This is a genomic window from Flavobacterium sp., from assembly GCF_044376915.1.
Taxonomy (GTDB): Bacteria; Bacteroidota; Bacteroidia; order Flavobacteriales; family Flavobacteriaceae; genus Flavobacterium.
Genome location: NZ_JBILKB010000083.1, coordinates 1 through 7,470, shown reverse-complemented (window position 1 = coordinate 7,470; position 7,470 = coordinate 1). Strand labels below are relative to the sequence as shown.

The following is a 7,470-nucleotide window of genomic DNA, read 5'->3' as shown; positions in this document are numbered from 1 at the left end:
TACTGTAAACTAGAAACTACCGACTAAAACCTTAAGGTGGTTATTGCGTCGGGGCTCACCTCTTCCCATTCCGAACAGAGAAGTTAAGCCCGATTGCGCAGATGGTACTGCAGTTATGTGGGAGAGTATGTCGCCGCCTTTTTTTTGAAAAGCCTGTTCAAACGAACAGGCTTTTTTGTTTTTTTGTTTTTTGGGGCACGGATTACTTCGTCAGTTCGCTTAGCTCGAGTGTAAATCCGTGTGGTCGGTTTGAATATTTTTGACTATTATATTGCTTAGCTAAAATCGAAAGCTAATGCTGCCAATTAGGAATAATCTGACTAAATTATGCAGCGATACAGTTCGTGAAAAATCAGAAACGGTTGTTGTTGAAAAATTCCTATTATTTGTTAAATTTCTACCTATAATTCTGTAATCATATTTTTTGTTTTTTGATGTAAATGTTACCTCTGCGTTTGCAAAAAAATAATTGTTACGATCTGATAAATCTGGAGCAACAAAATCAAAACTTAATGCTGCCCTGAAACTAGTATTGAACTGATAAACAGTTTTAAAACTATCTTCAATCGCACTAAAAGAGTTTGATTTTGGGCTAACGATGAATTTTGATTTGTTGTAAATAAATATATTTTCTAAAAATAATTTTTTAAATAACTTTTTTCTAATGATCAATTCTATATCAATACCTCTGTTTTCAATTTTTCTAATTTCTGAGTTGTTAACCATGTTATTGTCATAAGAAATCGATATGTTTGCATTGTATGTAACTGTGGTTTTTAGAAAATCAATATAATTTTCACCATTGAAGTTCAAAGCAATATCTTGATTTCCAATATTTGCAACAAATCTATTAGATATTGTAGAAGCAGTGCTGATAAATGTATTTGAAAAGTAATTGTTTTCTCTTTTATTAAACAACAGCGTTGTATTAAAGTTGCTTAAATGTACAGAATTACGATGTCTGTAACCGATAGAAAACCTGTGAGTCCTTAAAAGATCGAGGGAATTGGAGTTGCTTTGAAAATTTCTAAAGCTAGTTAGTACTTTTCCTTCAAATAGCAGGTCTTCACTTGGAAGTTTTCTGTCATAGAAATAGCTAGTTTGTATCGCGGATTTTTTTGATAACTTATAAATTAAAATTGCTGAAGGATTTAGATTTGTAGTGTTTTTTTTGTGATAAACATTTTGAATATTATCTTTCAAACTGATTTTAAAGTATTGCAATACAATACCAATCCTAAAACCAATATTCTGGGAAGAATATTCAATAATTGATTCTGCAAATGGCAAATTGTATTTAAACGTAGTGTAATTATTTATTGTTTCGTTATTGACTGTTGAACCGTTTGTATCGGCTGATTTTAATAATGATTTATACCTATTATCAAAAAATATGTAGCCTAAAGTAGACTTATATTTTAATTGGTAGACCGTTCCCAAGAGTTCCGCCTTTAGTCTATAATTAGTTTTACTAAACATACTTTCTTGAAATGTTGATGCGCTATTGTCTGATAAAGTTGTCGATAGGCCAGGTGTTAAATCAAATCGCTGTGGAGCTTCACTTTTTGAAAACAATACATTTGTTGTTAATGCAGTACTATCTTTAATTTTTTTTGCAAAAGCGAAATTATGTTTGGTATAAAATGAATTTGTAGCAACTTGATTGTTTTGATGTAAATCATTATTCAACGAATTGCTTACATATGAAACATTTTGTACATTTATTTTACCGTAATAATCCCAATTTTGATTATTGTTTTTTTTGTTGGAAAGCCGTACATCACCGTTAATTATTTTAGGAGATTTTAACATGTTATCTAGTGTTGAAAACGAAAAGTTATCATTGTTTGCTGAAAAATTTGTTTCACTGCTGTTTTGACGAGACAATTTATCGTTGTAGAATAAAAAATTAGATGTTAACGTAGTTTTTTTGTTGATTTTATAAAGATTATTCAGGCTCGAAAAAAAATTGCTGTTTATTCTGTGAAATCTATTGGGCAGGCTAGATGAAAAATCTCCTTGTCCAACAATTTCTTTTGCAATTAAATCGTTATCTGTACTTGATTCAACCGATTGCGTTTTAGATTGCGCGTCAAATGGAGAGTAATTATTTCCTGTATTATTATAAGAGGATAGTCCAAAAGTTTTGTTTTTGGAATTTAATTGCAATACTGTAATTTTTGCATCGTATCTGTTTTCAATTCCATAACCTATATGTGTGTTTGCCGAGTAATCTGTTAGTCCTTTTTTGAAGCGTAAATTTAAAGCTACGTCATTATTTTGTGCAATATTCCTTAAAACAGAGTTTTCATTATAGTTTTCTATAACTTCTACTTTTTCAATCATATCGACATTGATATTTTTTGAGCCAATTGCATATTGGTTATCAAATAAATCATCACCATCGAGCAGCATTTTTTTTATTGATTTCCCATTAACTTTTATTTCGCCGTTTTCTCCAATTTTTATTCCTGGTATTTTTTTTATTAAGTCCTCAACCACACGCTCAGTTCCATCTAATATTTTTTTTGGATCATAAACAATAGTATCATTCTTTACTTGTGCAAATTTTAGTTTCTCTTTTATCAAAACTTCTTGGAGCTGAGTTATTCTTGGTTTCAATTCAAAATCGATTTGTAAATTTTTAATTCCAGTATTGATTAATATATTCTTTTGCATTTCCTCGAAGTTAAATGCACGGACCTCTAATATTAAACTATCTTCTACATTATTAATTAATATAGAATAATAGCCATTTTCATTTGAGGTTGTATATTTTAAAATAGACTCTGAATTTATTTTTTTTATTAAAATAGAAGCATTAATTATTTCTTTACCCTCATGTGTTATTTTACCTTCAATTTTTTGTTGCCCAAAAAATAGGTTATTTTGAAGTAGGAATATAATTAGAATAAATATTATAAATTTCATTTTTTTATAAAGTATTCGATATATCTATTTGGTACTGTCATTGTGGTGTTCTCTTCCAAAACTTTGTTGCTAACTCTATCTAGATATTTTCCATATGATGTCATAAAATCCGACCACGAGTTGTAGTTCTTACCAATAAAAGGATTGGCTATAATTGTGTCATTTTGCTTAATTTCTGTTGCTATAATTGACACTGCTCCATCTTCTGATTTTACTTCTAAAATAAGACCTGGTAAACTATCAAATTTAAATGGCCCGTTAGGAATCGATATTTCAGTTGTAAAAAAAGCAATATATCTTCTTCCTCTAAATTGTCCTATTGCCCCTTGGCATTGGTGATTAAGTATTTTTTTTGTGTTGTTTGTAACAGTCCAATCAATTTTATACTGATCATCTGCAACAATTTGCTTAAGACTATAGCTCCTATCATAAATAACAACATTTTTAACTAAATCTTTGTAATATGTAAACTTATATTTATTGCTGTAAGTTGACACAGTACCGAAGTTTTCCATATAAAAAATCGTATCCAATGGGGTTTCAAAGTATAAACTTTCTTTACTATTGGTTATTAATTCTCCTTTATCGTACATATAACTCCCATATTCGTTTAAATCATCTTTTAATATGGACTTATAAGTAACCGCTAGATTTGTGTTTTGCGAAAAGCAAAGGTTAGTAACTAGTACTAACAATATTGTGTTTTGAAATTTCATTTTGACATTTTTTAAAAATCCGTTCTTACTCAGATATCCAATATAAGAACGGAAATATAATAATACTGATTTAGTTTGCTGGGGATTCTTCCAGAGCTACAACTAGTGCATTTGCCGCATTTTGTGCCCTTTCACAAGCATGTCCTCTGTCGATTACGGTATCTCCTGTACTAGGTACACAACATTTTGCAGTGACTACCTCTCCTGCCGTGCTTGTGGCAGACCGTATACAACATACTTTAGATATTGGTACTTCAATCTCAATTTCTGATTTGATTGTAATTGTATTTGCCGAAATTATGCCGCTAAACGCTAGGAATGCGACAGAAAAAAATAATTTTTTCATATTTTTAATGGTATTTGCTTGAATCTTTGCAAGAGCTTCTGGCTCATTAAGGCAGTCAAAGATTTTCTGCTATTGTTTTCCATAGGGGTTTCTGCCTGCTACAAGTTATTTATATTATTCTGTTAGGTGTTATTTCTCTTCTATAATAAGCCATTTCGTAGGCTGAACGTTGAAATTTTACACGAACGTCGGTTATAAAGTTTTCTTGTAGCTAATTTTATGTGTTTTAAAGTTTTATTTCGCATTTAGTTTTCAAATCTACTAAATATTTTTTATTTTAAAATATATGTATATAATTTTAACATAACAGTAATAAATAAGAAAAACAAATCTCTTTGCTAAAATATAACCACAAAAAAATCCGACTAAAAAGTCGGATTTAATTTATAATTGTAAGTTTTGTTTATTTTAAAGTACTCGGACAAACAAAAGCGGTAAGTGGCACTTCGGTAGTGCGAATGCCTGTCATTCCTTTTTCTACGTTGATCATGTTGTGGTAGCCTCGTGCTTTTAAAATAGAAGACATAATCACCGAACGGTATCCACCAGCACAATGTAAAAAGAAGGTGTCTTCTTTTGGTACTTCGGCCAATTGCTCGTTTACATAATCCAATGGAATATTAATCGCTTTTTCTACGTGCTCCGCTTTAAATTCGCTTGGCTTTCTCGCATCTACAACAATAGCTGCTTCATATTGTGCAGCAAACGTTTCTGGAGAAATAGAAGTAATTGCATCGGTTTCATAACCTACAGCTTTCCATGCATCAATTCCGCCTTTTAAATAGCCTAACGTATGATCAAATCCTACTCTAGATAAACGCGTAATGGTTTCGGTTTCTAAGCCTTCGGGCGTTACTAATAACAAAGGTTGTTTGGTATCGCGAATTAAGGCTCCAACCCATGGCGCAAATTGTCCGTGTAAACCTATGAAAATAGATCCTGGAATGTGTGCTACCACAAATTCACTTTCGTGACGAACGTCTAAAATTAAGGCTTCAGACTGATTGGCCACTGCTTCAAATTCATTAGGCGTTAACGCGATATTTCCTTTGTTCATTACGTTTTCTAAGCTGTCATATCCTTGAATGTTCATCATCACATTTTGTGGAAAATAGGCTGGAGGCGGTGTTAAACCGTCTAATAATTCGGCAATGAATTCTTCACGTGTCATATCCGCACGCAATGCATAGTTTACTTTCTTCTGGTTGCCCAAGGTATCGGTTGTTTCTTTACTCATGTTTTTTCCACAAGCACTACCGGCACCGTGATTTGGATACACAATTAAATCATCACTCAACGGCATAATTTTATGGCGAAGCGAATCAAATAAATGATTGGCTAATACTTCTTGAGTTAAATCTTCCACTAATTCTTGCGCTAAATCAGGACGACCTACATCGCCAATAAATAACGTGTCGCCTGTAATGATTCCGTGGTCTTTACCTGATTCGTCAGTTACTAAGTAACAAGTGCTTTCAAGCGTATGTCCTGGAGTATGAATGGCTTTAATGGTAACGCCTCCTACTTTAAATTCTTGGTAATCGGTTGCTATAATGCAGTTGAAATTAGGTTTGGCTGTTGGGCCATACACAATAGAAGCGCCTGTTTTTTGCGCCAAATCTAAATGACCAGAAACAAAATCGGCATGAAAGTGTGTTTCAAAAATGTATTTGATTTTAGCGTTATCTTTTTGAGCTCTATCGATATAAGGTTGTACTTCGCGTAGTGGATCAAAAATAGCTGCTTCACCATTGCTTTCAATATAATAAGCTGCGTGAGCAATGCATCCGGTATAAATTTGTTCGATTTTCATAAGTCTATAATTTTATGTAAAAATAATGGTATGCTAGGTGTTTTGAAGTAACAAAAGTTACAATACGATTTCTTTAACCAAAATAAAGGTGGCCATCAATAATACAAAATAAGCAAATCCTTTTTTCAATTGTGTTTCGTTGACAAATTTGTTTAAATAAATGCCAATAAAAATTCCGACAATGGATATTCCAGTAAAGAAACTTAAAAATTTCCAATCGATCGAAATATTTTGAAGATCGCCTAAAAATCCAATAAGCGAATTCATGGCAATGATGAAAAGAGAAGTGCCTACTGCTTTTTTCATGGGTAATTTGGCAAACAAAACTAACGAAGGAATAATTAAGAAACCGCCACCAGCACCAACTAATCCGATAATGATTCCAATAGCAAACGTTTGGATAAGCAAAGTAAATACTGAAATATTGCCAACAGTTTCTTCCGTTGTTTTTTTCTTTTTCAACATGGAAAAAGCGGCTAAAACCATAATACAGGCAAAAAAGACCATTAAAAAATTACTTTTAGTAACTAGAATTGGATATTGAACCAGTATGTTGGGAATTAGCGGTACAATAAATCGTCTCGTTAAATACACCGCAATAAAGGAAGGGATTGCAAATAAAAAGCCGTTTTTAAGGTCTACGAATCCTTTTTGATAGTTTTGAATCGCACCAAAAGCAGAAGTGGTTCCCACAATAAATAAGGAATATGCCGTGGCAATCATGGGATCAATTAGCATAACATATACCAAGATGGGTACGGTCAATATTGATCCGCCACCACCTGTTAATCCTAAGATTAATCCGATGCATAATGCTCCAAAATAGCCAAATAGTTCCATTAAAATTGCAGTATTTCTATTTTATTTCGATGTAATTTTATTTTTCCTTCGATTTCCAAAGCTTTTAATAAGCGTGAAATTACCACTCTTGACGTATGCATTTCATAAGCAATTTCTTGATGCGTATTTTGAATTTCGGTATTGCCAATTACTTTTGCTTTATCGGTTAAATATTTAAACAATCGTTCGTCTAAATTCATGAAAGCTAAGGTGTCAATGGCTTCTAACATTTCCATAAGGCGAACGTTATAGCTATCAAACACAAAGTTCCGCCAGGTCTTGTATTTAGTTAGCCAATCTTCCATTTTTTCTACGGGAATCATCAACAAGGATCCGTCCGTTTCGGCAATCGCTCTAATTCTACTTTTGGCCTGTCCCATGCAACAGGTTAAGGTCATGGCACAGGTGTCGCCACGTTCTAAGAAGTACAAAAGTAATTCATCACCATTTTCATCCTCACGTAATATTTTAATCGCGCCATGCAATAATAAGGGCATTGATTTAATATAATCGCCAATTTCAATCAAATAATCGTCTGCCTTAAATTCTTTAAAGGAAGCGACCTTAACAATTTCGTCAATAAGTGCTTCTTCAAAAATATAGCCGTAGGATTGTGTTAGGATGTCTTTCATGGATGAAAACTATTTTTGTAAAGATACTACTAATCTTTAAAAATCAAATGTTACATTTGTTACACTTGAATTCAATTTAAGAAAAAATAATGACATACTATCATAAAAATAATTTTCATTCCCACACTTTTTGCGAGTTTACAGAAGTGGCTGCACTTCCAGTAAACATAAGTAAACCGCATTTTAAAAGTA

6 protein-coding genes and 1 rRNA gene are annotated in these 7,470 nt (G+C 32.3%); 1 reads left to right on the top strand and 6 read right to left on the bottom strand.

Translation table 11 applies throughout. The annotated features are described in order from the left end of the window. Positions 1-32: 32 nt before the first annotated feature. Positions 33-142: ribosomal RNA gene (rrf, locus tag ACIQ6Z_RS08325) — 5S ribosomal RNA — on the top strand. A gap of 137 nt (positions 143-279) precedes the next feature. Here rrf and ACIQ6Z_RS08320 read toward each other — a convergent pair. The 6 genes from ACIQ6Z_RS08320 to ACIQ6Z_RS08295 all read right to left on the bottom strand — a co-directional run bounded on the left by ACIQ6Z_RS08320 (position 280) and on the right by ACIQ6Z_RS08295 (position 7,278). After that, on the bottom strand, positions 280-2,931 hold the full coding sequence (locus ACIQ6Z_RS08320) for a hypothetical protein (RefSeq protein WP_396210437.1): 2,652 nt from the start codon (positions 2,929-2,931) through the stop codon (positions 280-282). Then, positions 2,928-3,647 carry a GLPGLI family protein gene (locus ACIQ6Z_RS08315; RefSeq protein ID WP_396210436.1) on the bottom strand — a complete coding sequence of 240 codons (720 nt, stop codon included), beginning with the start codon at positions 3,645-3,647 and terminating at the stop codon, positions 2,928-2,930. The genes ACIQ6Z_RS08320 and ACIQ6Z_RS08315 overlap by 4 nt, the downstream gene beginning before the upstream one ends. 70 nt (positions 3,648-3,717) lie before the next feature. Continuing rightward, positions 3,718-3,993, bottom strand: a complete 276-nt coding sequence (locus ACIQ6Z_RS08310; protein ID WP_396210435.1) for a hypothetical protein — start codon at positions 3,991-3,993, stop codon at positions 3,718-3,720. 403 nt (positions 3,994-4,396) lie between these two features. Next, a complete protein-coding gene (locus ACIQ6Z_RS08305) occupies positions 4,397-5,806 on the bottom strand; it encodes a rhodanese-like domain-containing protein (RefSeq protein ID WP_396210434.1) in 1,410 nt (469 codons plus the stop codon). Between the two features lie 57 nt (positions 5,807-5,863). After that, a complete protein-coding gene (locus tag ACIQ6Z_RS08300; RefSeq protein ID WP_396210433.1) occupies positions 5,864-6,646 on the bottom strand; it encodes a sulfite exporter TauE/SafE family protein in 783 nt (260 codons plus the stop codon). Continuing rightward, the gene (locus tag ACIQ6Z_RS08295; protein WP_396197547.1) at positions 6,646-7,278 is read right to left on the bottom strand and encodes a Crp/Fnr family transcriptional regulator; all 633 of its coding nucleotides are present in this window, start codon (positions 7,276-7,278) and stop codon (positions 6,646-6,648) included. The genes ACIQ6Z_RS08300 and ACIQ6Z_RS08295 overlap by 1 nt, the downstream gene beginning before the upstream one ends. Positions 7,279-7,470 lie beyond the last annotated feature (192 nt).